The sequence below is a fragment of the Microbacterium rhizosphaerae genome (assembly GCF_034120055.1).
GTDB classification, from domain to species: Bacteria; Actinomycetota; Actinomycetes; order Actinomycetales; family Microbacteriaceae; genus Microbacterium; species Microbacterium rhizosphaerae.
Genome location: NZ_CP139368.1, coordinates 438962 through 465155, shown reverse-complemented (window position 1 = coordinate 465155; position 26194 = coordinate 438962). Strand labels below are relative to the sequence as shown.

The window sequence follows — 26194 nt, the reverse complement described above, 5'->3', positions numbered from 1 at the left end:
AGGAGTCGCCATGGCAGTATCGCGCACCGACCTGCACGACGCGGGAACGGAAGCAGACACGGATGCCGTGACGGATGCTGCCGGCCCTGCGGCCTGCCCGGTCGACCACTCGGCCTTCACCGCTGGCGCGGACGCGCACCACGGCTACGAGCCGTTCGACATGACCGACCCGTTCCCGGCGTATGCGCGCCTCCGCTCGGAGGAGCCCGTCATGTACGACGAGCGCATCGGCCTCTGGGTCGTCACGCGCTGGGCCGACGTGCGCGCCGTGTTCGACGACTGGGAGACCTTCTCGAGCGAGAACGCCCAGGCCCCCGTGCGCGAACGCGGAGAAGAGGCGTCCCGCATCATGAAGGAGGGCGGCTTCACCGCTTACTCCGGCCTCTCGGCCCGCGTTCCGCCGGATCACACCCGCATCCGCGCGATCGCCCAGCGCGCCTTCACACCGCGCCGCTTCAAGGCTCTCGAGCCCGCCATCCGCGAGAACACCCGCGCCGCGCTGCAGCGCATGCTCGCCGACGCCGACCGTCACGGCGACTTCCTCCGCGATATCGCTTTCGACATCCCGACCATCACGATCCTCACGCTTCTCGGCGTCGACCCCGCGATGGTGCCCACATACAAGCGCTGGTCCGACTCCCGCGCCGCGATGACGTGGGGCGACCTCGCCGACGAGCAGCAGATCCCGCACGCGCACAACCTGGTGGAGTACTGGCAGGAGTGCCAGCGCCTCGTCGTCGAGGCCCACCGCAACGGCGGCGACAGCCTGATCGCCGATCTCGTCGAAGCGCAGGATGCCGGCGCCGAGATCACCGATCACGAGATCGCCTCGCTCTGCTACAGCCTTCTGTTCGCCGGCCACGAGACCACGACCACGCTCATCGCCAACTCGGTGCGTGTGCTGCTCGGACACCGTGAGGCATGGGATGCGATCGTCGCCGACCCCGCCCGCATCCCTGCCGCGATCGACGAAGTGCTGCGCTACAGCGGCTCGATCGTGGCGTGGCGGCGCAAGGCCCTCCGTGACACCGAGATCGGCGGCGTGCCGATCCCCCGGGGCGCCGGCATCCTGCTCGTGATGGGCTCGGCGAACCGCGACGAAGAGGTGTTCGCGCACCCCGACGTGTTCGACATCGACCGCACGGACGCCCGCAATCACATGTCCTTCGGCTACGGCATCCACTACTGCCTCGGAAACATGCTCGCCAAGCTCCAGGACCGCATCGTGCTCGAAGAGACGGCGGCGGCCGTGCCCAGCGTCCGCCTCACCGGCAGCGAGATCGCCTTCGGCGAGAACCTCTCGTTCCGCGCGCCCACATCCGTCCCCGTGACCTGGGAGGTCTGACATGTCAGAGCGACTGTTCATCCGCTTCTTCGACGAGGCCGGACCCGCGCCGATCGAGATGCTCGGCGGGAAGTGCGCCTCCCTGGTGGCACTCACGACGGCGGGGATGCCGGTGCCCCCGGGATTCGCGATCACCACCGATGCGTACACCGCGTTCATCGAGACCTCGGGCATCGCCGACGACATCCACGCGCTGCTGGCCACGATCGACCCCGCCGACGTCGACAGCATCGACGCCGTCTCCGCGCAGATCCGCGCCGAGATCCTGCAGCGCCCGGTTCCGCCGGCGATCCACGACGAGTTCACGGCCGCATACGCCGACCTGCAGTCGAGGTTCGACGCCGAGACGCCCGTCGCAGTCAGGTCTTCTGCCACCGCCGAGGATCTGCCGGATGCGAGCTTCGCGGGTCAGCAGGACACGTATCTGTGGCTCGTCGGCCGCGAAGAGGTCGCCGAGCACGTGCGCCGGTGCTGGGCTTCGCTGTACACGTCCCGGGCGATCGTCTACCGTCTGCGGGCCCGAATCCCGAACGAGGGCCTGTCGATGGCCGTCGCCGTCCAGAAGATGGTGGATGCGAAGGCCGCCGGCGTCGCAATGACCATCGACCCGTCCAACGGCGACCGCTCCACCATCGTGATCGACGCCGCGTGGGGCCTGGGTGAGCTGGTCGTGTCCGGTCTCGTGACGCCCGACAACCTCCACGTCGACAAGGTGATGCTGACGATCTCTGCCGAGCACCTCGGTGACAAGCACATCGAGCTCGTCCCGGACGCGTCCGCCCGGCGCATCATCGAGCGCGAGGTCGAGCCCGAACGGCGCAGCATCCGCTCGCTCACCGACGCGGAAGTGACCCTCGTCGCCGCGATGGCCAAGCGGGCCGAGAAGCACTTCGGCTCGCCGCAGGACATCGAATGGGCGATCGACCGGGGCCTGCCCGACGGCGAGAACCTGCTGCTCCTGCAATCCCGGCCCGAGACCGTCTGGGCGTCGAAGGAATCCACGGCCGCAGCGACGACGTCGGGCTTCGGCATCGCCAGCATCACCCAGTCGCTCATGGCCCAGATCGGCCGATGATCATCGTCCCGATCTGCGGCGCCCGCCCGCACGCACTCCCGAACCAGCATCCCGAAAGGACCCGACAATGTCACAGGCGACAGCTGTCATCGCACCGGTGAAGAACTCCTTCCCCAGCCCATACGAGCAGCCGGCACCCGCCGGCGCCGAGGGCTGGAAGGACCTCTACGCATACAACCTGGTCTTCCAGGAGAACCGCCGAGCGACCGAGGAGGCGAAGTTCTGGTTCTGCGACAGCCAGCACTGGCCCACGGTCACCAAGCCGTTCGAGACGATCGGGTTCGAGTTCGCGGTCGGCTGTCTCGGCCAGTACAACTCCCGCCAGCTGCTGATCCCCACGGCGAACGGCATCGAGTACCGCATCCACAACGGATACGTCTTCATGTCGCCCGTGGCGGTCGACCCGCAGCACATCGAGGCTCGCATCCCGCAGTTCATGGAGCGCGCCGGGCACTACTTCCAGAACTGGGAGAGCCTGCTGCAGAACTGGCACCGCAAGCTCAAGGAGACGATCGACGAGCTCGAGTCGATCGAGTTCGTCGCCCTGCCCGACGCGATCCCCCTCGAGGACGTGCTGAGCGGCAAGGGCACCGGTCCGGCGACCCGGCTGCTCGCCGACTACGACCGGCTCATCGCTCTGGCGTACCGCGCCTGGCAGTACCATTTCGAGTTCCTCAACCTCGGCTACGTCGCGTATCTCGACCTGTTCATGTTCTGCAAGGACGTGTTCCCTCGCATTCCGGACCAGGCGATCGCCACGATGGTGCAGGGCGTCGACATGGAGCTGTTCCGCCCTGACGACGAGCTCAAGAAGCTCGCGCACATCGCCGTGCGCGACGGCCTGGACGCTCACTTCGCCGACACGTCGGATGCCGCCGGCCTGCTCGCCGCGATCGCCGCGGACCCTGCCGGCGTCGACTGGACGAACGCATGGGCCGACGCTCAGGACCCGTGGTTCAACTTCACCACCGGCAACGGGTTCTACGCACACGACGAGTACTGGCGCGACGCGCCTGAGACGCCGCTCGCCTTCGTCAAGGGCTACATCGAGCGCCTGCGCAGCGGCGCCGACATCGACCGCCACGTCGACGTCCTGATCGCCGAGCGCGACCGGATCACGGAGGAGTACGCCGAGATGCTCAGCGGCGACGCGGTCGAGACCTTCCGCGGCAAGCTCGGACTCGCCCGCACGGTGTACCCCTACGTCGAGAACCACAACTTCTACATCGAGCACTGGACGATGGGGGTGTTCTGGCGCAAGGCCCGGCAGCTGTCCGCTGTTCTGCAGGGCGAGGGCTTCTGGCCGCAGGCGAACGACATGTTCTACCTCCGCCGTGACGAGGTCCGCGAGGCGCTGTTCGACTACATCAACGGCTGGATGGTGGGCGCCCCTGCGATCGGACCGGATTACTGGCCGGCCGAGGTCGAACGCCGGCGCGGAATCGTGGACGCCCTCTCGACCGCCCGTCCGCAGCCGGCCCTCAACACGCCGCCCGCGGTCATCACCGAGCCGTTCACCCTCATGCTGTGGGGCATCACCGACGACCAGATCCAGAACTGGCTGGGCGTGGGCGATGTGCCTGAGGGCACGCTCAAGGGCATGGCCGCCTCTCCGGGCATCGCCGAGGGGCCGGCCCGCGTGATCTCGAGTGCGGACCAGCTCTCCGACGTGTGCGACGGCGAGATCCTCGTCGCCCCGGTCACGGCGCCCAGCTGGGGCCCGATCTTCGGCAAGATCCGCGCAACGGTCACCGACATCGGCGGCATGATGAGCCACGCCGCGATCGTCTGCCGTGAATACGGGATGCCGGCGGTCACCGGCACGGGCACGGCGTCCTCCGAGATCCGCACCGGACAGATGCTCCGCGTCGACGGCAACTCCGGCACCGTGACGATCCTGGACTGAGGCGAGGCGATGATCGACGACACCACGAGCAGTCCCCGCACGGTCCTCGTGACGGGCGCGGCGGGTGGGCTGGGACGAGCCTTCGCAGAGGCGTTCGCGCGCCGCGGCGACGTCGTGGTGATCGCCGACATCGACCGAGTGGGCGCCGAGCGCGCGGCCGCCGAGCTGGCCGCGGAGGGGCTGACCGTCACGGGCGCCGGGGTCGATGTGACGGATGCCTCCTCCACGGCCGAGCTGGCAGCCCTGACCGCCGAGGCGGGACGCGGTGGCATCGACGTCGTGATCAACAACGCCGCGATCTACGCGACCCTCACCCGATCGCCTTTCGAGGACATCGACGAGACCGAGTGGGATCGCGTGATGGCGGTGAACCTCAAGGGCCCGTGGCTCGTCGCCCGCGCATCCTCGCCGCTCCTGAACACGGGCGCGCGGATCGTGAACATCTCGTCCGCGACGGTCATGAGCGGATCGGCTCAGTGGGCGCACTATGTGGCGAGCAAGGCCGGCGTGATCGGGCTGACCCGCGTGCTCGCGAAGGAGCTCGGCGCGCGCGGCATCACCGTGAACGCCGTCGCCCCCGGCTTCACCCTCACCGAGGCGAGCCACAGTCTCATGCCCGACGCCGAGTCGTACGGCATCGACCGCGGCTCGATCAAGCGGCCCATCCAGCCCGACGACATCGTGGGGGCCGTCCTGTTCCTCGCCAGCCCGGAATCCGCCTTCGTCACCGGTCAGACGCTCGTCGTCGACGGTGGGCGGCAGTTCCTCTAGACCTCAGTCAGGAGAAGACATGAGCATCATCGAGACACCCGCGCGAGAATCCGCGCTGGTCGACAGCACGCACAGCGTCGTGGTGTACACCGCCGACGACGGCGGCGTGACGACGATCACCGGCAGGCCCGGAGATTCGATCATGGAGACCGCGGTGCGCAACGGCGTGCCGGGGATCGTCGGCGAATGCGGCGGCAGCCTCTCCTGCGCGACCTGCCACGTCTTCGTCGCCGAAGACACGCTCGCGCTCGTCGGCGGCCCCGGAGATCTCGAGGACGAGATGCTCGACGGCACCGCCGTCGAGCGCGAAGAGAACTCCCGGCTGTCGTGCCAGATCAAGCTCCAGGGCGGCTGCGAGTACCACGTGACCACTCCCCGGGAGCAGCTGTGATGGGCTCTTCGGACACTGCGGGCACCACACTGATCGTCGGCGCATGCCAGGCGGGCGTCCAGCTCGCATCGATCATGCGCGAACTCGGCGACACCGAGCCGATCGTCCTGATCGGCGAGGAGAATCATCGCCCGTACCAGCGGCCGCCGCTGTCGAAGGGATGGATCAAGGGCGAGCTCGAGCCCGATGACGTGATCCTGCGCACACGGGAGTGGTTCGCCGATCGAGGCATCCAGCTCGTGACGGGCGACCGGGTCGTGACGATCCACCGCGGCGCCGACGGCGCCGGCACCGCGACGACTGAGGGCGGTCGCAGCATCCGCTTCGCACGCCTGGCCCTCACAACGGGCGCCGCCGTACGTCGCCTGCCGCTGCCCGGCACCGACTACCGCGGAGTCCACTACCTGCGCGACGCCGACGACGCGATCAGCCTCGAGGCTGCGATGCGCGACCCTGCCACCCGCCGGGTCGTCGTCGTCGGGGGCGGCTTCATCGGGCTCGAGACCGCAGCCGTGGCCCGCGGGCTCGGCAAGAGCGTCACCGTGCTCGAAGCGGCGCCCCGCCTCGTCGGCCGCGTCGTCGCTGAGGAGACCAGCGCGTTCTACCTCGGCGCGCACCGCCGTCGCGGCACGGAGGTCCTCCTGAATGCGCGCATCGCCCGCATCGTGGGCGACGACTCCTCGGTCGCCGGCGGCAAGGGGGCGGTCAGCGGGGTCGAGATGGAGGACGGCACGGTCGTCGCCGCCGACCTCGTCGTCATCGGCATCGGCATCATCCCACGTGTCGAGCTCGCGGATCAGCTCGGCCTCGAGGTCGACGGCGGCATCGTCGTCGACGAGGCGTGCCGCACGTCGGACGGCCTCACCGTCGCCGCCGGCGACTGCGCGGTGATGCCGAACCCCTACCCGCTGGGCACGGGGGGTCGCATCCGTCTCGAGAGCGTCAACAACGCGTTCGAGCAGGCGAAGGTCGCCGCCGCGACGCTGCTCGGGCGCGACGCCGTGTACTCAGGCGTGCCGTGGTTCTGGTCGGATCAGGCCGACATCAAGCTGCAGATCGCCGGACTCTCGACGGGCTACGACTCGGTCGTGGTGCGCGGCGATCCGGAAACGGAGAAGTTCAGCGTCTTGTACTACCGCAGCGGTCGGCTCATCGCCGCGGACTGCATCAACCACCCGGCGGAGTTCATGGCGATACGCCACGCCCTCGGCCGCGGCGCCACCATTCCACCCGCAGACGCCGCCGACACCGGCATCCCCGTGAAGAGGTCCATCGTCGAGCCCGCCGCCGCGGCACTCGTCTAGAACCGGAGACCCGCGATGACACTCCCCACCGCCGTGCCCGCCGACACCTCACCGATCTCCGCGTGGGAGTCGGGCGATGACCTCGACCCCGTCTGGCGGTCGATCGTCGTCGAGTCGCGCGCCCGGGCCAACGACATCCACCTGCCCATCTCGTTCGCGTTCGCCGAGCGCCTGTGCGACGCGTATCCCGAGGCCGACTCCCTCGTCGTGCGGGTCGCGATCCTGCTGCACGACACGGGGTGGGCGCGCGTGGACGAGTCGCGCATCCTCAGTGAAGGCTTCAGCGGCGACTGGCGCCAGGCCGATGTGCGCTACGAGCACGAACGTCACGGTTGCATGATCGCCCGCGAGGTGCTGCCTCCGCTCGGATACGACCCCGCGTTCATCGCCCGTGTCACCGACATCATCGACGGCCACGACACCCGCCCGGACTCGCGCTCGCTCGAAGACAGCCTCGTCCGAGACGCCGACCGGCTGTGGCGTTTCACGCCGGCCGGCATCGCCCTGGCATCGGGCTGGTTCCGGCTCACTCCGGCCGAGTACTGCCGGCGCCTGCGCTCGGAGATCATCCCGGAGCTGCTCACCGAGGCGGCCGTGCAGATGGCGGATGCCGAGCTCTCCCGCTCCGAATCGCTCCTGAAGACGGGCCAGCTGTCGTGAACACGCTGCGGGAAACGGATGCGGCCGCCCGGATGCGGGAGCGGCATCGCTCCGCAGCGACCCGCCTCCCCTATGCGGACGTCACGACGCTGCGCATCGGCGGCGAGGAGGTCCGCTCCACGGGGGACGCCCTGCCCGTGACCGATCCGGCGACCGGCGAACAGTGGGGTTCGGTTCCCGAGGCCTCACCGGCCGAGGTGGATGCGGCCGTCCGAGCGGCCCGCGCGGCGTTCGGTGACTGGTCCTCGCGCACGCCTGCAGAGCGGGCCGGTGCGCTGCGCCGGATGGCCGACGCCATCGAGCGTCGCTCGGAGGCGCTGGCCCGCACGAACACGCTCGAGAACGGGTCACCGATCGCCGAGACGTCCGGGGCGGCCGGGAACGCGGCATCCATCCTCCGCGTCTTCGCGGGACTCTCGACGTTCCTGGAGGAGCCCGATATCCGGCCCTTTCCGGGCGGCGCGAACGAGACTCTCGTCGCCCGCGACCCCGTCGGGGTGTGCGCGCTGATCGCTCCGTGGAACTTTCCGATCAACCTCGTCGTCATCAAGCTCGCCCCCGCGCTGCTCGCCGGCTGCACCGTCGTGATCAAGCCCGCGAGCCCGACGCCCCTCTCCGTGCGCTTCCTGCTCGATGCGGCGGATGAGGCAGGCATCCCGCCGGGCGTGATCAACCTGGTCACCGGCGGGGCCGCGACCGGCGACGCGCTCGTGCGGCACCCCGATGTCGACAAGGTCGCGTTCACCGGGTCGACGCCGGTGGGCCGGCGCATCGCGGCAGCCTGCGGGGAACTGCTGCGTCCGGTCACGCTCGAGCTCGGCGGCAAGTCCGCGGCGATCGTGCTGCCCGATGCCGACCTCGATGCGATGTCGGCCGTGCTGCTGCGCAGCTGCATCCGCAACACCGGGCAGACCTGCTACATATCCACCCGCCTGATCGCCACACCCGAGCGGTACGACGCGCTGGTGTCGATGGTGACGGCGACTGTGGGAGCGGCACGCGTCGGCGACCCACTGGATGCGACGACCGTGTTCGGGCCCGTCGCCACCGCCGCGCAACGCGACACCGTCCGCGGGCTGATCCGCGCCGGTGTCGCGGAGGGCGCGCGTCCCACCCTCGGGGGAGACGTCGACCCCCCGTTCGAGATCGGCAGCTTCGTCGCGCCCACGGTGTTCGCCGATGTGCGGCCTGACATGCGGATCGCCCAGGAGGAGGTGTTCGGACCGGTCCTGACGATCCTGCGCGCCCGAGACGTCGATGATGCGATCGCGATCGCGAACTCGACCCGCTTCGGTCTGGGCGGGATCGTGTTCGGGGCGGATGAGGATGCCGCCCTCCAGGTGGCCCGCCGCATCGACACCGGCTCGATCGGAATCAACTTCTTCGCCTCGAACCACGTCGCGCCGTTCGGCGGTCGCCACGACTCGGGCCTCGGCCTCGAGTACGGCATCGAGGGTCTCTCCGCCTATCTCACGCCGCAGTCCGTCCACAGGCGGAGGAGATGATCGGCCGCCGTCCCGGCAGCCTTCGCCCACGCGCGAGAGCTGTCGAGAGGCGCTCGCGCTCGTGTGCAGGAGGCCCGCACAGGTTCACATCCGAGAACCGTCGAACGCGGCGATGACGGTCGCAGTGGGACCCGCGAGCTCGGCGAGCGCCATGGACCGAAGCTCGCGGGAGTCCCCCGTGTGGACGGCGACCGTCGGCACGTGCGTCATGTGCGGCCGGTAGCCCTGTCGCCAGTGCCGCGGATCACGGGCGACGAAGCCGGGCATCGTCTCGAGAACGACGGCCAGGCGCTCATGCAGGGCGACGACGTCGGCGGATTCCACCAGCTGCACGGGGACGTCGTGGCGGGCGCCGAACATCGCCCGACCACCGAACCGGACGCGCAGCGGCCATTCGTCACCGCCGGCTGATTCCACCGCTCTGGCGAGATCTTCGGCCGGTGCCTCGACGACGAAGGGCGAGGCCAGCGTGACGTGGGGCGGCCACTCGCGGCGGCTGAACGACATCCCGGGCGTCACCGCCTCGAACAGCGCGACCACGACCCACAGGCTCCGAGCCGACGCGCTCCCCATGCCCACGGTGTCCGGACGCTTCACGGGTGCATCGGGCGTCGCCGGTCAGTGCCCCTGGGAACCGGCATCCGACACCCCGACGTCCGTGACGTGGAACCGCTGGAACGAACGGGATGCCGTCGGCCCCCGCTGGCCCTGGTACCGGTTGCCGTATGACCCCGTGCCGTAGGGGTTCTCGGCCGGCGACGAGAGGCGGAAGAAACACATCTGCCCGATCTTCATCCCCGGCCAGAGCTTGATGGGCAGCGTCGCGACGTTCGAGAGCTCCAGTGTCACGTGCCCCGAGAAGCCCGGGTCGATGAATCCGGCGGTCGAGTGCGTGAGCAGCCCGAGGCGTCCCAGCGACGACTTGCCCTCGAGGCGCGCCGCGATGTCGTCGGGCAGCGTCACCTGCTCGAAGGTCGACCCGAGAGCGAACTCGCCCGGGTGCAGGATGAACGGCTCGTCGGGCTCGACCTCGACGAGGTGCGTGAGGTCGGGCTGGTCGAGCGCCGGATCGATGAACGGGTACTTGTGGTTGTCGAACAGGCGGAAGTACCGGTCGAGCCGCACGTCGACGCTCGAGGGCTGCACCATGTCGGCATCCCACGGGGACAGGCCGATGCGTTCGGACTCGATCTCGCGGCGGATATCCCCGTCAGACAGCAGCACGCGTTCAGCCTAGCCGGGAGGTCGGCGCAGAGCTCGGGTGTGACGGCGCCCGGCTTCGGCGTCAGCGGGCCGGCTCGGGCATCACCCAGAAGCCCGGCTGCCGCGGCGACAGCTCAGCGTGCTCGGTGGACACGAGGAGCATTCCGGATGCGGATGCCAGACCCGTGCCGAACCCGTTCATCAGGCGGTGATGATTCCACGCGAACGCCGGTCGCGCGATGGGCGAGAGCACCCGCATCCATCGCTTGGGTGTTTCGACGAGCCACGCGATCCAGACCGTCACGTCCTCGCCGGCGGGCGGCTCCATGGCGACGCGGCCGCGTCCGGCCAGCTCGCCGCGGGCCACGGCATCCACATATCGCATCGGCTCGATGGCCGTGACCTCGGTCTCGTACGCGAAGCGGTAGCCGACAGGCGCGCGGACGACGTAGCGGTGCACCGCCCCGACTCCCTCACGACCGTTCGGCGCGCGGATCAGCCTGACGCTCTCGAGCCCGGGCCACCAGCGCGCCCACCCCTCGACGTCGCGCAGCACGTCCCACACCCTGGTCGCCTTCCCCGTGAGGCGGTAGGTGGTGACGAAGTGATACCGAGCATCCATGTGCGGGCAGGATATGCCCGCGAGGGGCGGCCCGGTAGATCGCCCCCATCCGGACGGTCAGTGTCGACCGATCGGGATGAAGACCCGCATCATGCTCGGCCCCCGGTTCGCCCAGGCGAAGTACGGATGGAGAGCGAGATGTATCCGCCGTTCGTCGCTCACGGTGACCGGTGAGCCCGTGTACGGCCAGTCCGCAGGAGATCTCCTCGAGACCGAGAACCACGCCTCGGCGCCGCGGTCCGTCGCGGTGGCCGGCTGCGCATCCATCACGCGGATGGCGTCGAGGGCGACGTCCGCGGGGAGGTCCGTGGATTCCGCGCACAGGACCAGCGGCCCGCGCTCGATCGCGACCGTCCCGCGCAGCGCGTCGATGGCCGGGTCGGGGTAGACGAATCGCGGCGCCATCGGCAGTTCGACCTCGATCGGCTGGGTTCCGTCGAAGCGCGCGCGGATGCGCGCATATCCGTCACCGACCAGGACGTCCCGGTCGCCGAATCTCACGGTTGCGTCGGTCGCCGCCCATGAGGGTATCCGTACGCTGATCTCGACCTCGTCGTCGGACGAGACGTCGAGCACGATCGTGCCCTCGAACGGGTACTCGGCCGCGCGCATGAGCACATCGACGCGGGTGCCGGTCCCCGTCGTCGTTCGAATGCTCGCCTCGCCGAACTGATGGATCTGGATTCCGTCGGAGGTGCTGGTGGCGAAATAGGACGAGACGCTCGCGAGGGTTCGCGCCACGTTGGTGGGGCAGCAGGACACTTCGAACCACGGCGCACGAACGGTGGCCTCCGCGCGCTCGCTGAGCTCGTCCTCCGCAGGCATGGCGCCGAGGGTGCGCTGGTGCAGCGTGTTCGCGTAGTAGAACGCCCTTCCGTCCGCACGCGGAGAGACGAGGACGGCGTTCAGGAGGGTCCGCTCGATCAGATCGGCGTACTTGCCCTCCCCTGTCTGCAGCAGAAGTCGCCAGCTGAGCATGATCGATCCGATCGCCGCGCAGGTCTCGGCGTACGCCCGGTCGGCAGGAAGCTCGAAGTCGTTGCCGAATTCCTCGTTCTGATGGTGCGCGCCCACACCTCCCGTGACGTAGGTGCGTGTCGCGACGGTGCGGGCCCACTGGCGTTCGACCGCCGCGAGGAGTTCCGCGTCATCGAATTCCGTGGCGATGTCGACGGCGCCCGCCGCCAGGTACATCGCACGGACGGCGTGGCCGCGGAGGATGTCGGCCTCCCGTACGGGAACGTCGTCCAGGAAGTACTCGCTGCTCTGGAACAGCGTCGTCTTCAGGCGTCGCCGACCGCGCCGATCGAGGAGGAGCCCGGCCAGTTCGAGGTAGCGAGGGACGTCGAGCGCACGGCCGAGCTCGGCGAGCGCGGTTTCGATCTCGGGATGTCCGCAGATCGCATCGCGCCCATCGGGCCCGAATTCGAGGTACACGTGATCTGCGAGTCGACGTGCGACATCGACGATCTCATCGTCGTGCCCGGTGCGGATCCGCGCGACCGCGGCCTGGAAGAGATGCCCGAAGCAGTACAGCTCGTGCCCCCATTCGAGATCCGAGTAGCGCGGACGCTGCCCCGCGCGCCCGAAGGCGGTGTGAAGGTATCCGTCGGCTTCTTGGGCTGCGAAGACGCGCGCCACCAGTGCGGCGTACGTCTCCTCGAGGACAGGCGTGGGCGTGCGTCCGAGTTCCCACGCCATCGCTTCGAGCAGCTTGTAGACCTCCGAGTCGACGAACTCGATGCCGTCGCGATGCTCTGCGACCGTCCCGTTCGCGGCCCGATCGAAATTGGCGAGCCATCCCGTGCGTTCCATCCACGTCAGGCAATGGTCGATGATCGCGTCGGCGTTGAGGTCCTGTTTCGACCCCCAGAAGCCCCCCGTGAGGCGGATCTCGTCCTGCGCGAGGGGGCGCAGCCGTGATCGCGTGGGGCTCACCGGGCCGCCGGTGCGGGCGCTGGCAAGCGTGTCGGTCATCGTGCTCCTGTGCGGGCGCTGGCAAGCGTGTCGGTCATCGTGCTCCTGTGCGGTCGGTCGCGGGGCGGGAGGTCGTGCGCGCGGCTTCGTCGGCGGCGAGGATCAGGTAGGCCGCGGCGGTCCAGGTGTACGCCCGGTCGCGCAGGCCGCTGCCGGTGCGGGCATCGAAGTTCTCCGCGAACCCGGACCGCTCGCACACCGCCCGGAAGGAGTCGCTGATCCGATCGGCCGGCTCGACGTGCCCGGCGCGGCGCAGGCCGTCTTCGACGAGGAGGGTCGACGGAGCCCAGATCGGTCCGCGCCAGTAGCCGTCGGATTCGTACAGCGTGGACTCCGGCAGTTCCGTTGCCGGACCCCACGGCGTGAGGTGCTGCATGATCCGGGCACAGAGCTTCTCGGCGATGTCCGCCGGCAGTCGCTCGCCGAGCACGATCGGCATCGCCGTCAGCAGGCTGGTCTGCCCGCACGCGCCGCGGTCGTCGACGGAGCGGGCGACGAAGCCGGCACCGGTCCAGAGCTGTGCCAGAAGAGCGGTCTCCAGCTCGCGCGCCGCGATGTCCCATTCCGATGACGGCCGCTCGAGCTCCCGGGCCAGGCCCACGAGTTCGTCGAGCTGCAGCAGCAGGAAGGCTGTGAGATCGGGGGACTCGATGACCCGATCACGGTCGAACGTCGTGGCGTTGTCCCATCCGCTGTCGTTGCCGTGCTGGTAGTAGGGCAGCGCATGCCCCGGCTTCCTGCGGTGGTCCAGCCAGAACCTCGTCCAGGAGCTCAGTCGCTCGTACACGTCGGTGAGCTCGCCCGCGGTGAGCGGCCGCGAAGCCCTCTTGCGCAGCAGCGCGAACGCCCAGCCGTGGATGGGCGGTTTGACGAAGTTGTAGAGCACTTCCGAGTGCGCCACGGAATCCGGGATGGCCCCGCTCGAGGTCTGATGATCGAACGGCAGCAGGAACTGGTCGAGGGCCGCATCCGTGTCCGCCGCGGCGAGCGCGATGGCGTTGAAGCAGTGATCCCAGCTCCAGACCTTGTCCATCCAGTGCTTGGACATGAGGATGGCCTCGCGTCCGACGAATCCTGCGGGCGAGACCGTCGCCGACCACATCACGTAGGCCGCCTTGGTCGCCGTTGCGGACTCCGGGATGCCCGCCAGCAGGGCGCGCGCGTATCCGTCGAACTCGCGCGCGCGCTCCGCCGCGGTCGTGTCGAAGTCCGCGTGCGTCCGCAGGGGATCCGCCGCCGTGCTGATCTCCTCGAGCACCACCTCCCATTCCGCCTGCGGGCCGAAGATCAGCGCCCGCGCAGCCGCGCCCGTGCGCTTCTCGCCCTGAACGACGGGGGAGCCGGTGAGGACGGTGAAGCGGTAGCGCCGACCCGACTCGTAGCTCGTGAGCGTCACGGCACCGTCCGACGGGTCGCGGAAGAGATATCCGCCGGTGAACGGGGTGAGCTCGTCGGGGGCGACGAAACGCAGTCCCAGTCCTCGCCCGCGGAACCGGATCGCGCGCACGCTCTCGAAGACGGCCTCGACCATGCCCTCCTGCGTCACCCACGTGAGGGTGGTGGGCGTCGCCCACACGTCCGTGCGCGGCGCCGGGCCGCCGGCATCCACGACGAGGCGGAAGATGGCGTGCATCCCGCCGGTATGGGTCACCAGATGCACGTCCTCGGCTGTCTCGTGCAAGCCGACGACGGGTGACAGGTTCAGCCAGGACCCCCGGTACGAGAACGGGATCTCGGCGATGTCGAAGGCGAGCGTCTCTGCGTCGGTCACGGCTCAGTCCTTCACCGCGCCGGCCGTCACACCGGCGGCGACGTACCGCTGTGCGACCACCAGGAGCACGGCGGCCGGGATGGATGCCACCACGGCCGTGGCCATGATCGCGTTCCAGTCCTGCGTGTTGTTGCCGATGTAGCGGTAGATGCCGATCGTGATGGGCTGGAAGTCGCCGCCGCGGTTCACCGTCGAGGCGAAGATGAAGTCCGACCACGCCCAGAGGAACGCGAACAGCGACACCGTCACGATCGAGTTGCGGCTGACCGGCAGCACGATCGATCGGAACGTGCGCCACGCGCCGGCGCCGTCGATCTTCGCGGCCGAGATGAGCTCATTGGGGATGCCGGCCATGAACGCGGTGAAGATCAAGACCCCGAACGGCACCGCGAGAGTCGAGTCGGCGAGGATGAGCCCGGGGATCGTGTTGAGCACGCCCCAGTTGTAGAAGATCAGATAGAAGCCCATCGCCATGATGATGCTGGGGACCATCTGCGCGATCAGCAGCCCGAAGTTCATCACGTTGCGTCCTCGCGGGCGCAGCTTCGCCAGCGCGTACGCCGCCGGAGCCGACAGCACCAGGGTGATGACGACCGTGCCGAGCCCGATGACGAGGCTGGTCGCGAGGTTCGGCAGCTGGTCGGCCAGGACGCGCTGGTATCCGGCGAAGGTCGGGTCCACGGGGAACAGGTCGGGCGGGTCCTTGCGCAGCTTGGTGGGCTGCGTGAGCGAGACGTTGATCATCCAGTAGAGCGGGAAGAGCATGATCGCCGTGAGGACCACGCCGATGACGGTGGTGAGGGTGCGCTTCATGACTGCTCCATGCGCCGCTCGGCGCGGATGTAGATCAGGCCGAAGACGAACGCGACCAGGATCAGGATGTTGCCGACGGCCGCGGCGGGGCTGAGCTCGGGCGTCTCACCGCCGAATCCGAGGCGATAGGACCAGATCGCGAGGGTGGTGGACGAGTCGCCGGGCCCGCCGCGGGTCATGATCCAGATGATGTCGAACACCTTCAGCGTGTACACGAGGCCCAGGAGGATCGTGATCGCCGAGACCGGCCGCAGCAGCGGGAAGGTGATCCGCCAGAACGTCTGCCAGCCGTTGGCCCCGTCGAGGGATGCGGCCTCGTAGAGGTCGCCCGGGATGTTCTGCAGTCCGCTGTACAGGATGACCAGGTTGAACGGGATGCCGATCCAGATGTTCGCGATCAGCACCGAGATGAGCGACCACTGCGGCGAGGTGAGCCAGTTGATCTGCTGACCGCCGAGGGCTTCGATGGCGGCGTTGACCACACCGGACTCGCTGTTGAGCATCCACGCCCAGATCGAGGCGGAGACGAGCAGCGGCAGCAGCCACGGCACGAGGAACAGAGCGCGCAGCGTTCCGGCGAGGGGGAACTTCCGGAAGAAGAACACCGCGAGGGCGAGCCCGATCGAGTACTGGAACAGGATCGACATCAACGTGAAGATCGCCGTGTTCACGATGGCCGGCCAGAACGTGGAGCTCTGCATCACCTCGACGTAGTTGTCGAACCACACCCACGGCGCGTTGCCGGTGATGAACGAGGCGAGGGAGTAGTTCCGGAAGCTCAGGTCGAGGTTCTTCAGCAGCGGATAGGCGTAGAAGATCACCATGTACAGCACGACGGGCGCGATGAACGCCCAGGCCGCCAGCTGCGCGCGCAGCTGGCGACTGCGCAGCGCCCGGCGCGGCGGCTGCGATGCGCGCACGACGGTGGACTCGGGGAGGGATGCCCCGCCCCCGCGCGCTCTCGAGTCGATTCGGATCGCCGACATGCGATGGATCCTTTCCGTAGCGGCGGGGGCGGGGCGGGCGGTCACTTCGACTTCGCGTCGACGTTCTTCTGCGCCGTGGCGAGTGCATCGGCCGGGCTGGCGGACCCCGACAGTGCGGCCTGGACAGCCGTGTAGAGCTGCTCCGAGATCGTGCCGTACTTCACACCGAGGTTGTCCGCCGTGCGCGGCTTCGCGTCGGCGACGGCGTCGACCCAGAACCTGAGCGTCGGGTCGGCCTTCAGCTGCGCATCCTGGCCGGCCTTCGTCGGGGCGATGTACCCGAGCGCATTCGCGCCGGCATCCCCGTCGGTGAGGCACTTGGTGATCTTCACCGACGTCGCGTAGCGCGACGTGTCCTTCTGCACCGGGATCGTGATGAACTCGCCTCCGGTGGGGGCGGGGGCCGCTCCCCCGTCGGTCTTCTGGAGCTGGATCACCTTGTAGCCGGCCTTGTCGGCGTCGGCCTTGAACCAGGATCCGTTCTCGGCGAAGCCGAAGTCGCCCGTCTTGAACTCATCCCAGCTCGTCCCCTGGGTGTTCTGCAGCACCGAGTTCGGTGCCAGGCCCTGCTTCACCCAGTCGGTCCACGTCGAGAGCGCCGTGGTCGCCTCGGAGGAGTTCAGCTTGGTGAGGTCGCCACCCGCTCCCCAGAACCAGGGGAGGAACTGGAACGATCCTTCCTCGGTGCCGACGGCCGAGAACGTGATCCCCTTCTTCCCCGCGGCGACGACCTTCTTGAGCGCGTCGGTGAGGGATGCCCAGTCCTTCACGCTCGAGGGGTCCACCCCGGCCGCCTGAAGCACCGCCGGGTTGTAATAGAGCCCGAGCGTGTTCGCCCCGACGGGCACGCCGTAGGTCTTCTTGTCGATCTGACCGGCGGTCAGGATGTTCTCCTGGATGCTCGACACATCGAGGCCGTTGTCCGCGGTCGTCGTCAGCAGGCCTGCGGCAGCCAGCGTGGCGACCTTGGGATTGTCGACGAGGGCGATGTCCGGCAGGTTCGGGGATGCCGTCGTCAGGTCTTTGACGGTGTCGCCGGTGTTGCTGGCGGTGCGCTTGATGGTGATGCCCAGGTCGCCGGCGCACTTGTCGATCGCCTTCGCCCAGTCCGACGAGGCATCGCGGTCGGGGTAGGGATCCCACAGCGTGTAGGTGCCGCCCGCGGTGCTGCCGCCGCCCGACGGAGACCCCGAGCAGGCGGCGGTGCCGCCGACGACGGCCGCTGCCAGCACGGCGACGCCGATGACGCGCGCGCTCTTGGTGGTGATCACAGTAATTCCTCCTTGAATCGTGCAGTGGTGGTGGGAACGTTCGGGAGCGTCCCCGTGGACCGCTTCCGGGTCACATCGTGCTTCCGCGGATCGCGAGCTCTGGTGCGATGAAGCGTGTGACCGGGGCTCCGGCGAGCTCCGGCGTGGTGATCCGCCGCACCAGTTGCCGGACCGCGTGCTGGCCCAGCTGATCGGGCGAGCTCTCCACCGCCGTGTACGGCAGTGAGAAGGATCTCCCGAAGTCTTTCGAGAAGAGGCTGACGACCGACAGGTCGTCCGGGACGCGGACGCCGCGTGCCGCCAGAATCGAGGGGAGTGCGGCGATCGTCGCGTCGTTGTGGACGATCAGCGCCGTCGCCGTGGGTCGAGCGTCGAGGATCGCGTTGACGCTCTGGCCGATCGTGGGCTGCTGGGACTCGCCGTAGTACGAGTGCATCTGCAGTCCATAGCGGGCTCCACGCTCCAGCGCCGCATCCCGGAATCGCCAGCCGTATGCCCCTCCGCGCTCGAAGACGTGCAGCGGCGGCGAGATGACGATGATCTCGCGGTGGCCGAGACCGAACAGATGGTCGACGAGGATGCGGGCGGATTCACCGAAGTCGAGATCGAACACGTCGAGGCCCTCGGTGTCCTTCGGCAGCCCGACGAGCGCACCGGGCTGGGCGGCGGCGCGCAGGGTGTCCAGCCGAGGATCCTCGTGGATCACATCGAGGAGAAGGACGCCGTCGACCATGCCGGCGCTGGTCACGCGCCGCAGCGCGTCCGTCGCGTCCAGTTCCGTCACGAGGAGGATGTCGTAGCCGAGCTCGCGCGCCGTGTCGGAGATCGGCAGCACGTACTGCAGCATCGCGGGGGCGAACTCGTCCTGGTGGAACTGCGTGAGGAGCCCGAGCACCATCGTCTGGGATGTCGCGAGCGCACGTGCGCCCGCGTTCGCGGTGAAGCCGAGCGACGTGATGGCCTCGGCGATGCGGTCGCGCGTCGATGCCGAGATCGAGCGCTTGCCGGAGAGGGCGTACGAGACCGTGCTCCGCGATACGCCCGCATGGCGGGCCACATCGGTGATCGTGACAGCCACCGTACCTCCTCTCCGTCGAACCGGTTCGATCAATGTAGCGAGCATTTCGGAGCCGCGCAAGTCGAACCGGTTCGATTATCGAAGCGGGGCGAGATCACTCATCGAAGCGGTTCGATTACCGGCGCCGGGCTGGCACGGCGCGTGTCCGGCCCGTGCTCAGAGCGCGGACCGGGTGCTGCCGCGGTCCACGAGGATCGGCTCGACGAACCGTGCGCGCGGCGCCTCCAGCGAACCGCCGCCGGCCAGACGCTTCAGGAGCTGCAGCACCGCCTGTCGGCCCAGCTGGTCGGGGGAGGTCTCGATGGATGTGAACGGCAGTGAGAAGGCCTGGCCGAACTCATGCGAGAACAATCCCACGACCGACAGATCGCCCGGAGAGCTGATCCCCCGCGCGTTCAAGTAGCTCGGCAGGGCGGCGAGCGTCGCATCGTTGTGGAGGATCAGCGCGGTCGGACTCGAATCGTCGGAGAGAGCCCGGTCCAAGACGGCCTCGATACCCGGCTGCCGGGAGTCGCCGTAGTGCGTCGTGATCCGCATCCCGTAGCGCGCCGCGCGCTCGATCGCGGCGTCGCGGAAGCGCCACGCGTACGATCCGCCCCGCTCGTAGACGTGGCGAGGCGGAGTGATGAGCGCCAGATCGCGGTGGCCCAGCGTCCCCAGATGGTCGACCGCCATGCGGGCGGCCTCGCCGAAGTCCAGGTCGAACGAGTCGAATCCCTCACCGTTGCGTGCGTAGCCGATGAGCACGGCAGGCTGCGTCGCCTCCCGGAGAGGGCCCAATCGCGGATCGTCGAAGGTCACGTCCAGCAGGACGACGCCGTCGACCATGGCAGACGACGTCGTCCTGCGGACGGCGCCCTCCAGGTCGGGGTCCGTGACCATCAGCAGGTCGTAGCCGTGCTCGCGAGCCTCGGAGGACACCGGCAGCACGTACTGCAGCATCGCCGGCGCGAACTCGTCCTCTTCGAACTGCAGGTAGAGCCCGAGCACGTTCGTCTGCGAGGTCGCCAACGCACGCGCTCCTGCGTTCGGCGTGAAGCCCAGCTCCTCGATCGCCTCCTGGATGCGGGCACGGGTGTCCTCGGAGATCGACCGCTTGCCGGTCAGTGCGTACGAGACCGTGCTGCGCGAGACACCCGCAAGCCGGGCGACATCGCCGATCGTCGCAGCCATCGCGGCCTCCTCCCCGTTCGCCACATTGTTCCACGGCCGACATCGGCGGGGCAGCCCGGGCGCATGGTGGTCACGTGTCGAAGACGCGCCGACGCCCAGCGTTTCGACGATGTCGCCCCGCTGGGCGTTGCTGCGGATCGGGCGGATGACTCGCTGTACGCCTGCAGCGAGTCATCCACTCGTCGACCGTGCGGACCTACTGGGTCAGCACCATGTGGTCCAGGTTGAACCACCCGCGATCGGTCTTGTTGTACGCCACCGTGATGTCGTCGACACCGGCCGGCAGGGTCACCGTGACCGTGGCGTCGGCCCAGGTGTTCCAGCTCCCGGTCTTCGGCAGCACGACCTGCTGCGAGACGCCGCCCGCCGTCACCGTCGCCGTGCGATCGAGCTGGGCCGAGGGACCATCCGGCCCTGCGGCATAGCGCAGATCCAGAGTGTAGGTGCCGGCGGTCGGCACCCCGAACTGCGGGGTCACGCTCGCCCCGACGCTCGTGAGGCACGCCACGAAGCCCGCCCCGGTATAGCCGGGATGATCCGTCGCGAGGCAGGCCCCGCCTGCCAGCTGACCGTTCTCCGCCTCGCAGTCGGCGCCGAGTGCGCAGGGCGAGACGACGTCAGCCGAGTTGCTCACCGTCATGTGCCCTCGGTTGACGAGGTCGGTGGTCGCGACGAGTCGATATGCCACGGACGGAGTGCCGGGCGGCACGACCACATGGAACATCGCCGTCGCCGACTCGCCCGGGGCCAGGTGGCTGACGACGGCACAGGCGGCCCCTCCGCCCGGCACGCAGTCCACCGTGATTCCCGCGGCATCCGCCGGGTCGTCCGCGGTGACCGCGAGGGATGTCTGCACCTGTGTATCCTGCGACTCGCTGCCGTTCGTGAAGGTCACCGGAACGTCGTAGGAGGTGCCGGCGATCAGTTGGTCAGGCGCATGGATGACCGTCGTCTGCGGGTCGGTCCAGGAGAGGAACACCGCGACCGCATCGTGCGCGCCGACGAACTGCGTCGGAACGGTCACCGAACCGTCGGGAGCGACCGGCAGATCGCCACTGGACTCCACCATCGGCGCGTAGAGAGCACCGCCGTCCGGCATCCGGTAGACCGTGGCGTGCACCTGGCCTTCCCGCACCAGATAGGCGGCGGAGTCGAGCCCTGTGAACGTCACCGACGCACTGCCCGTGTACCCGTTGACGTCACCCAGCAAGGCGATGGCCTGTCCCTTGGACGGATCCTTCGCGGCCGTGATGGCCATCGAATCCACCTGCTGGGATGTCTGCACCAGGGATCCGGTCATCTGCGCATAGGTGCGCATCGCCCACCAGTTGCCGGTGGGTGCCCAACCGGTCTGCGTGTGGGTGAGCAGTCCCGTCAGGTTCGGGACCATGCAGCAGCTCCAATTGCCGCGCATCGCCGTCGAGTAGGTCGACTGGGCGAACCGGTCCAGATACCAGGCGGTGACTCCGGCGTTGCCGCGGTCGGCCGGCTGGTATTCGTTGGCGGACAGAGGCAACTGCGGGAGCCCCGCTTCGGTCAGGTCTGCCCGGATGTCCTGGGCCACCGTCACCGGATCGTCCACATCGCCCTCGTCGTGGTTCGTGATCCAATCAGGAACGGTGTTCGCGGCCTTCACGTGCGCGAAGAACGACGTCCACTCCTGCGGATTGCGTGCCGGCGTGAACGCGAACGACGGACCCGCGATGGCAGCGCCCGGGGCGATCTTGCGCAGCTCGTTGTATGCGCTGTCCCACATCTGGAAGTACTGCGGCGTCACCGCACCGGCGCCCCAGAAGATCGACAAGTCCGACTCGTTCCAGATGTCGTAGGTGAAATCGATCCCCGACGCCTGAAGATCTGCCACCGTGTCATCGATGAACTGCAGCCAGTTGGAGCAGTCGCCGGCGTTGCAGACATGCTGAGCCGCTTGCGTCCCGCGCCCGCCGGTCGACCCCCACAGGTCGCTGAGCAGGACTTGGTACTGAAAGCCGGCCGGGTTCTGCGACGATGCCTTCAGGCGCTTCGCCTGGTCGATGATCGCCGTCACCTCGGCATGGGTCGCGGGCCCGTACGTGTATCCGTCCGTCGCCCAGCCGCCGGAGAACCAGCCACCCCCACGGAATGCGTTGAGGTTCAGCGGCTTGACGTACTCGTCGCCCGGCTGTGACCCGTCTTGCGTGATCCCGTAGAGGATGCCTTGACCGACCCCGGTCGACGGGCCCGTCACGGTCGACAGGTCCACTGTCAGAGACGTGGATGCCGCCGCCGTGTCGGCGACCGCGCCCGCCGTGGCGACCGTGGATCCGATCAGGCCGAGGACGGCGGCGGCGCCGATCGCCGCAACCCGCTGGATCGACCTTCGCTCGAGGTTCATGACGGGACCACCGCCTCGGTGTTGTCATGGCCGGTGTGATGTTCACGCATCTGACGCTCCCTCGCATCTCTTCCTCACGGCGTCCGCGCTCATGCCGACGCCGCCGATTTTGTGTCGAACCGGTTCGATCACACGGTACAACTAATTCGTCGGCCATCACAAGAGGACGCCGGCGATAGGCGCGGTGGATACTGCCGACCACGGCCGCGAGAGCCTCGTCGCGCGCAGCGGTGACGTCGGCGCGAGCCACCGACAGACGCGGACACATGAGCCGTGCAGTTTTTCCCTGGTCACACAGCTTTTCTTGGCGATGCCCGCAGCCCGGCCCGCGCCGGCCGCAGGGTCGCTCCAAGAGCGCACCGCGCCGGCCGGCTCTGAGCGCAGACGCGTCCCACACGGTTCGACTCTCTTCGAACCGGTTCGACATTTTCCTTGACCGGCGTCTTCGCGCCCTGTTAGCGTGCTCCCGCGATCAGTCCTCGTCCCCGCATCTCCCTCGAAGCACGTGCGATTCGGCGCGATTCACTGGCGAACCGGTTCGACGGCTGATCTCACTCACCAACCCTGTGGAATCGGAGTCGAATCTCTCATGTCATCGAAGACTGGATCTGGGGGGCAGCGGAGCGCATGGCGTCGGCCGGCCCCGCCGAACGCCCACGCGGCGTCACGCGCTGCACGTACGACGGCCGCGCTTGCGGCCGTCTCGGGGCTGGCGCTTGCGGGCCTGGCCGCGACCGCCGCGCCCGCCGCGGCGGCCCCCGCTGCGGCCAACACGATCGTCGTCCATGCAGATCAGCCGTTCCGCTCTGTCTCGCACGTCGCAACGGGCTCGCTCTACGGCCTGGCGAACGCCACCACGCCCTCAGACAGCCTCGTACAGGCGATCAAGCCCAGTGAGTTCGTCATGATGCCGATCGGCGGCAGACAACAGGGTTCCGGCGACATCGGGCAGACGTGGCAGAAGGCGGCCAACGTGGGCGCAAAGGTCGTCGACCGTCTCTCCGACTACTACGCCGGGTGGCCCTACCAGTTCAGCTGGTCGAACTGGGACCAGGTCGTCACGCAGCAAGTGCAGCAGGTGCAGGCATCCGGGATGAGCAATCTCGCGGCCTATGCGATCTGGAACGAGTCCGACAACACCTGGAAGACGAGCAACGGCACTTTCGAGGACTTCTGGACCCACACGTACAACCTGATCCGGAGCCTCGATCCGACGACCCCGATCCAGGGTCCGAGCTTCTCGGACAACATCGGCGACATGCAGAACTTCCTGAACAACGCGGTCGCCACCAATACCGTGCCCGACATCCTCGCCTGGCATGAGCTCGAGACGTCGTCGAAGATCGCCGGCGACGTGGCCAAGGTGCAGGCGATGGAAGACGCACTGGGCATCGCCCGCCGTCCGATCGACATCGAAGAGTATGCGGCCCCTGCCGAGGTCGGCATCCCCGGCTCGCTGGTCGGCTACATCGCGAAGTTCGAACGGCTCGGCATCCACACCGCTGAGCTCGCCTTCTGGAACCAGTCGGGAGCGCTGGGCGATCTCCTGACGGGTCAGGGCGGCAACCCGAACGGCGCCTACTGGCTGTACAAGTGGTACGCCGACATGTCGGGCGACATGGTCGCCACGACACCGCCCGGCAACAACAACTTCGACGCGGCCGCATCCGTGACGTCCGACAAGAAGGAACTCGACGTCATCACGGGTGGCGCATCCGGCCCCGCAGCGGTGAAGGTCGCGGGTCTCGACAAGCTGGCGCTCGGCTCCACGGTGAACGTGAAGGTCGACTACACACCCACCTACGGTCGCACCGTCGCGGTGGCCGCGCCGATCACCGTCTCCGACACCACCTACCAGGTCGGCGACGACGGCTCGATCAGCGTGCCGATCGTGATGAACCCGGCGTACGGCTACCACCTCGTGGTCACCCCCGCGGGCAACCCCGCGTCGCTGGCCGGGACGTACACCATCGCCAACCTGAACAGCGGACTCCAGCTGACCGCAGGCGACTCCGTTCAGCAGCAGGCCGCACAGGCGGGTGGCGGCGTCACCGACCAGACCTGGAAGCTCGTCGCGGCGGGGTCCGGCCTGTACAAGGTCGTGAGCATGATCGACGGCCGGGTCCTCGACGTGCAGGGCGCCTCGACGTCCAATGGAGCATCTGCGGTGCTGAGCGCCGACACGGGCGCCGACAGCCAGCTGTGGCAGCTCGTGCCCGACGGCAAGGGGCACTACCGCCTCGCGAACGACGGCACCGGCCGGGTGCTCTCGGTCACCGGGATGAGCAAGACGGACGGAGCTCAGGTCATCCAGTGGACCGACGGATCGATCACGTCGGGATGCACGGCGACGGGAGCGCGTCAGCCCGGCAGGATCGGCACGGCGCTGTCGTTCTGCAACAGCAACGCCTACGCGACGCTGCCGACCGGCGCGGTGAGCAGCCTGACCGGCGACTACACGGTGTCCGCCTGGGTCAACCCCGCCGGCAACGCCTCGTGGCAGCGCGTGTTCGACATCGGCTCGAGCAGCAACGCCAGCATGTTCCTGACCACGAACGACGGATCGGAGCTGCGCTTCGCCATCACGACCGGCGGCGCCGGAGGCGAGCAGCGCCTCAACAGCACCAACCCGAAGACGCTGCCGCTCAACCAGTGGTCGCTCGTCACCGTCACCGTCGCGGGCACGACGGGCACCATGTATGTGAACGGCCAGGTCGTTGCGACCAACACGGCCATGACCGTGCACCCGTCCGCGTTCGGCCAGAGCACGAGGAACTACCTCGGCAAGTCGCAGTACGGCGGCGACCCCGCGCTCAACGGAGCCGTCGATGATTTCAACATCTACGACCGAGCGCTGTCCGCTGCAGAGGTGGGTGCGCTTGCAGGCGGACAGGCCGGCGCCGGGGATGTCGTGCACTACGCGTTCGACGAGACCGGCGGGACGACGCTGGTCGACTCGTCGGGCGCCGGACGCAACGGCACTGTGGTCGCGGCGACCGGATCGTCGGGCACCACGACGGCGACGGATGCTGCCACAGCCGACCACTTCTGGACGCTCACGCGGGTCGACGTCACCGCCCCGGTCGTGGCGCTGACGTGCCCGAGCGATGCCGTCGTGCTCGGGACATCGGCCGACGCCACCTGGACGGCGGCGGATGAAGCGGACGGTTCGGGCCTGGCGACACCCGCCGGCGGCTCGATCGCGCTGGATACCTCCAGCGTGGGATCGAAGACGGCCGTCGCTCCGGCCGGCACGGCCCTCGACAATGCGGGGAATGCGTCGGCGGCAGTGAACTGCACGTACTCGGTCGTGTACGCCTGGTCGGGCTTCGCCGCCCCGGTGAACACGGGCGACGTCGTGAACAGCGTCAAGGCCGGCAGTGCGGTTCCGGTGAAGTTCAGTCTGGGCGGTGATCAGGGCACAGCGGTGCTGGCTGCCGGCTCGCCGTCTGTCTCCTTCGGCGCATGCTCGCCGTCGGCGCAGGTCGACGCGATCGAGCAGACCCTCACGGCTGGGGCCAGCAGCCTGCAGTACGACCCCACCACCGACCAGTACACGTACGTCTGGAAGACGAACAAGTCCTGGGCGGGCACGTGCGCGACGCTCTCGTTGACGCTCGTCGACGGGACGACGCACACGGCGATGTTCTCCTTCCTGAACTAGCGGATGACGGATGCCGCGTGCCGCTTCCCTCGGGGGGCGGCACGCGGCATCCGCCCATCGCCGCCGAACTTGGTGCACGTCATCCGATCGGTAGTATGGGACGTGGCGCCGAGCAGTCGGATGCCATCGCCGCTGGTACGCCACGGTGAACCATCGCCTTGATGGGAACCTTCGATCCCGGTGATCTCAAGGCAACGGGGCTGTAGTTCAATGGCAGAACTTCTGCTTCCCAAGCAGACAGCGCGGGTTCGATTCCCGTCAGCCCCTCCACATTCCCGCGGAATCTTGCGCGGCCGGTTCGGGTT

General features: G+C 68.5%; 20 protein-coding genes and 1 tRNA gene. 10 read left to right on the top strand and 11 right to left on the bottom strand.

Translation table 11 applies throughout. From position 1 onward, the window contains the following. Positions 1-10 precede the first annotated feature (10 nt). The 8 genes from SM116_RS02135 to SM116_RS02100 all read left to right on the top strand — a co-directional run bounded on the left by SM116_RS02135 (position 11) and on the right by SM116_RS02100 (position 8957). Positions 11-1345, top strand: coding sequence for a cytochrome P450 (locus tag SM116_RS02135; RefSeq protein ID WP_320942822.1), 1335 nt, complete (start codon positions 11-13; stop codon positions 1343-1345). A gap of 1 nt (position 1346) precedes the next feature. Further along, positions 1347-2420: a PEP/pyruvate-binding domain-containing protein gene (locus SM116_RS02130; RefSeq protein WP_320942821.1), complete on the top strand. Its 1074-nt coding sequence runs from the start codon at positions 1347-1349 to the stop codon at positions 2418-2420. 67 nt (positions 2421-2487) lie between these two features. Then, positions 2488-4326: a PEP-utilizing enzyme gene (locus SM116_RS02125; RefSeq protein ID WP_320942820.1), complete on the top strand. Its 1839-nt coding sequence runs from the start codon at positions 2488-2490 to the stop codon at positions 4324-4326. Positions 4327-4335: 9 nt separating this feature from the next. Further along, positions 4336-5097, top strand: coding sequence for an SDR family NAD(P)-dependent oxidoreductase (locus SM116_RS02120; protein WP_320942819.1), 762 nt, complete (start codon positions 4336-4338; stop codon positions 5095-5097). A 19-nt stretch (positions 5098-5116) separates the two neighbouring features. After that, positions 5117-5488, top strand: coding sequence for a 2Fe-2S iron-sulfur cluster-binding protein (locus SM116_RS02115; RefSeq protein ID WP_320942818.1), 372 nt, complete (start codon positions 5117-5119; stop codon positions 5486-5488). Continuing rightward, positions 5488-6792, top strand: a complete 1305-nt coding sequence (locus tag SM116_RS02110) for an NAD(P)/FAD-dependent oxidoreductase (protein WP_320942817.1) — start codon at positions 5488-5490, stop codon at positions 6790-6792. The genes SM116_RS02115 and SM116_RS02110 overlap by 1 nt, the downstream gene beginning before the upstream one ends. A 15-nt stretch (positions 6793-6807) precedes the next feature. After that, entirely contained in the window at positions 6808-7452 is a 645-nt protein-coding gene (locus tag SM116_RS02105; RefSeq protein WP_320942816.1) for an HD domain-containing protein, read from the top strand. Then, positions 7449-8957: an aldehyde dehydrogenase family protein gene (locus SM116_RS02100; protein WP_320942815.1), complete on the top strand. Its 1509-nt coding sequence runs from the start codon at positions 7449-7451 to the stop codon at positions 8955-8957. Before SM116_RS02105 ends, SM116_RS02100 begins: the two co-directional genes overlap by 4 nt. Positions 8958-9041: 84 nt before the next feature. Here SM116_RS02100 and SM116_RS02095 read toward each other — a convergent pair whose 3' ends face one another. From SM116_RS02095 to SM116_RS02045, 11 genes are all read right to left on the bottom strand, one after another. Further along, a complete protein-coding gene (locus SM116_RS02095) occupies positions 9042-9554 on the bottom strand; it encodes a 2'-5' RNA ligase family protein (protein ID WP_320942814.1) in 513 nt (170 codons plus the stop codon). 21 nt (positions 9555-9575) lie between these two features. Next, complete coding sequence (gene dcd, locus SM116_RS02090) at positions 9576-10181, bottom strand: dCTP deaminase (RefSeq protein ID WP_320942813.1); 606 nt, start codon at positions 10179-10181, stop codon at positions 9576-9578. 61 nt (positions 10182-10242) lie between these two features. Then, entirely contained in the window at positions 10243-10782 is a 540-nt protein-coding gene (locus tag SM116_RS02085) for an SRPBCC family protein (protein ID WP_320942812.1), read from the bottom strand. A gap of 57 nt (positions 10783-10839) precedes the next feature. Next, the gene (locus tag SM116_RS02080) at positions 10840-12759 is read right to left on the bottom strand and encodes a glycoside hydrolase family 127 protein (protein ID WP_320942811.1); all 1920 of its coding nucleotides are present in this window, start codon (positions 12757-12759) and stop codon (positions 10840-10842) included. Positions 12760-12793: 34 nt separating this feature from the next. After that, entirely contained in the window at positions 12794-14530 is a 1737-nt protein-coding gene (locus SM116_RS02075; protein ID WP_320942810.1) for an amylo-alpha-1,6-glucosidase, read from the bottom strand. Positions 14531-14533: 3 nt separating this feature from the next. Beyond that, positions 14534-15343 carry a carbohydrate ABC transporter permease gene (locus SM116_RS02070; protein WP_320942809.1) on the bottom strand — a complete coding sequence of 270 codons (810 nt, stop codon included), beginning with the start codon at positions 15341-15343 and terminating at the stop codon, positions 14534-14536. After that, positions 15340-16329 (bottom strand): carbohydrate ABC transporter permease, encoded by a 990-nt coding sequence (locus SM116_RS02065; protein WP_320942808.1) that lies wholly within the window; start codon positions 16327-16329, stop codon positions 15340-15342. The genes SM116_RS02070 and SM116_RS02065 overlap by 4 nt, the downstream gene beginning before the upstream one ends. A gap of 41 nt (positions 16330-16370) precedes the next feature. Beyond that, positions 16371-17600 carry a sugar ABC transporter substrate-binding protein gene (locus tag SM116_RS02060; RefSeq protein ID WP_320942807.1) on the bottom strand — a complete coding sequence of 410 codons (1230 nt, stop codon included), beginning with the start codon at positions 17598-17600 and terminating at the stop codon, positions 16371-16373. 70 nt (positions 17601-17670) lie between these two features. After that, positions 17671-18678, bottom strand: coding sequence for a LacI family DNA-binding transcriptional regulator (locus tag SM116_RS02055; RefSeq protein WP_320942806.1), 1008 nt, complete (start codon positions 18676-18678; stop codon positions 17671-17673). Positions 18679-18834: 156 nt separating this feature from the next. Then, entirely contained in the window at positions 18835-19851 is a 1017-nt protein-coding gene (locus SM116_RS02050; protein WP_320942805.1) for a LacI family DNA-binding transcriptional regulator, read from the bottom strand. A 196-nt stretch (positions 19852-20047) separates the two neighbouring features. Next, positions 20048-22225, bottom strand: coding sequence for a carbohydrate-binding protein (locus tag SM116_RS02045; RefSeq protein ID WP_320942804.1), 2178 nt, complete (start codon positions 22223-22225; stop codon positions 20048-20050). A gap of 589 nt (positions 22226-22814) precedes the next feature. Between SM116_RS02045 and SM116_RS02040 the strand changes: the two genes are divergently transcribed. Further along, complete coding sequence (locus tag SM116_RS02040) at positions 22815-25889, top strand: PxKF domain-containing protein (RefSeq protein ID WP_320942803.1); 3075 nt, start codon at positions 22815-22817, stop codon at positions 25887-25889. A 196-nt stretch (positions 25890-26085) separates the two neighbouring features. Continuing rightward, positions 26086-26159 (top strand) — tRNA-Gly (locus tag SM116_RS02035). Positions 26160-26194 lie beyond the last annotated feature (35 nt).

What these genes read in the sequence shown, in the direction of transcription:
- SM116_RS02135 (WP_320942822.1), top strand. Translation starts at nt 11, where the DNA reads ATGGCAGTATCGCGCACCGACCTGCACGACGCGGGAACGGAAGCAGAC.
- SM116_RS02130 (WP_320942821.1), top strand. Translation starts at nt 1,347, where the DNA reads ATGTCAGAGCGACTGTTCATCCGCTTCTTCGACGAGGCCGGACCCGCG.
- SM116_RS02125 (WP_320942820.1), top strand. Translation starts at nt 2,488, where the DNA reads ATGTCACAGGCGACAGCTGTCATCGCACCGGTGAAGAACTCCTTCCCC.
- SM116_RS02120 (WP_320942819.1), top strand. Translation starts at nt 4,336, where the DNA reads ATGATCGACGACACCACGAGCAGTCCCCGCACGGTCCTCGTGACGGGC.
- SM116_RS02115 (WP_320942818.1), top strand. Translation starts at nt 5,117, where the DNA reads ATGAGCATCATCGAGACACCCGCGCGAGAATCCGCGCTGGTCGACAGC.
- SM116_RS02110 (WP_320942817.1), top strand. Translation starts at nt 5,488, where the DNA reads ATGGGCTCTTCGGACACTGCGGGCACCACACTGATCGTCGGCGCATGC.
- SM116_RS02105 (WP_320942816.1), top strand. Translation starts at nt 6,808, where the DNA reads ATGACACTCCCCACCGCCGTGCCCGCCGACACCTCACCGATCTCCGCG.
- SM116_RS02085 (WP_320942812.1), bottom strand. Translation starts at nt 10,782, where the DNA reads ATGGATGCTCGGTATCACTTCGTCACCACCTACCGCCTCACGGGGAAG.
- SM116_RS02080 (WP_320942811.1), bottom strand. Translation starts at nt 12,759, where the DNA reads ATGACCGACACGCTTGCCAGCGCCCGCACCGGCGGCCCGGTGAGCCCC.
- SM116_RS02070 (WP_320942809.1), bottom strand. Translation starts at nt 15,343, where the DNA reads ATGAAGCGCACCCTCACCACCGTCATCGGCGTGGTCCTCACGGCGATC.
- SM116_RS02065 (WP_320942808.1), bottom strand. Translation starts at nt 16,329, where the DNA reads ATGTCGGCGATCCGAATCGACTCGAGAGCGCGCGGGGGCGGGGCATCC.
- SM116_RS02050 (WP_320942805.1), bottom strand. Translation starts at nt 19,851, where the DNA reads ATGGCTGCGACGATCGGCGATGTCGCCCGGCTTGCGGGTGTCTCGCGC.
- SM116_RS02045 (WP_320942804.1), bottom strand. Translation starts at nt 22,225, where the DNA reads ATGAACCTCGAGCGAAGGTCGATCCAGCGGGTTGCGGCGATCGGCGCC.
- SM116_RS02040 (WP_320942803.1), top strand. Translation starts at nt 22,815, where the DNA reads ATGTCATCGAAGACTGGATCTGGGGGGCAGCGGAGCGCATGGCGTCGG.